A 1045-nucleotide genomic window follows, 5' to 3' on the forward strand; every position below is an offset into this window, starting at 1 on the left:
CGCGACAGCCTCTCGCCCGCCACGCGCGCCGACCTGCGCGCCGCCCTCGGCTGGCCGCAGGACCGCGAGGCGCTGCTGGCCGACGGCGAACGCGTGAGCGACCACTGGCTCGTGCTGGGCCAGTGCCTGGATGAGCGCGACACCAAGCTGGTCGAGCGCCATGTGTGGCTGCAGGGCCGCGCGAGCGGACGCCGCGCGCTGCTGCTCGACTACTCGCACGGCGGACGCGGCTTCGAGACCGGCTGGGTCAGCGGCAGCGAACGCGCGGCCGTGCTGTGCTTCTATCCCGGCCACGCCTCGCAGCGCGCGGTGGTGGCCGAGCTGCCGGCCGAGGCCGCATCGACTGCTGCGCCTGTCGCGCTTCATGACGAAGCCGGTGAATGGCAACGCATGGCCCAACAGATCGCGGCCAACCCGTGGCAGCCGCTGCTGCCCCTGGTGTGGGCCGACGCCGTGCCTGCGCGGCATGGCGACCAGTGGTGGCTGCGCCTGGGCGCCGCGTCGCAGGCCCTGCCGATGCAACTGGCCGCGGCCGAAGCCTGGCAGCTGCTGGCGCATTCGGGCGGTGCGCCGCTGCGCGTCTTCGGCGAATGGGACGGCGAGCAGTTCGCGCCGCTCACGGCGTGGGCGACTGAGGGTGGGGCACCCGTCTGGACCTTGAGCGGAGCGCGTGCATGAGCCACTGGAACACCTTGCTGCAGACCGCCCTCGTCGGCACGGCACGCCAACCCGTGCCGGCCGCCGACGGCATGGCCGGCGATTTCGGTGCGCTGCTCCAGGCGCTGCAACAACCCACCGACAGCGCGCAAGGCGTGCTGCTGCGCGTCGCGGGCGCCGTGGCCGTGGGCCGCCGCGCGGGCTTCGTTGCACCGGGTTTGCCGGCCGACGACGCACCGCCCGCCGCCAACGACACCTGCCCCGCGCTCGGCGACCCCGCCTTGCTCGCCGTGATCGCCGATGCCCTCGCCAGTGGCCCGCAGCGCCTGCAGCACGAAGTGCTGGCCGTGCTCGCCGCTGCCGGCTGGCGCCTGCCACCCAGCCTGTT

The 1045-nt window shown here is 74.4% G+C and carries 1 protein-coding gene and 1 pseudogene; both read left to right on the forward strand.

Annotated features, from left to right (window positions below; all coding sequences use genetic code 11):
• Positions 1-678 (forward strand): annotated as a pseudogene (locus VBO01S_RS32985) (SWIM zinc finger family protein); the annotation flags it as partial.
• On the forward strand, positions 675-1045 hold a 371-nt coding region (locus VBO01S_RS31455; protein ID WP_218005433.1), incomplete at its 3' end, for a DUF5691 domain-containing protein. The pseudogene VBO01S_RS32985 and the gene VBO01S_RS31455, both read left to right, overlap by 4 nt.

Origin of the sequence: Variovorax boronicumulans NBRC 103145 (genome assembly GCF_001591345.1) — a bacterium.
GTDB lineage: Bacteria > Pseudomonadota > Gammaproteobacteria > Burkholderiales > Burkholderiaceae_C > Variovorax > Variovorax boronicumulans.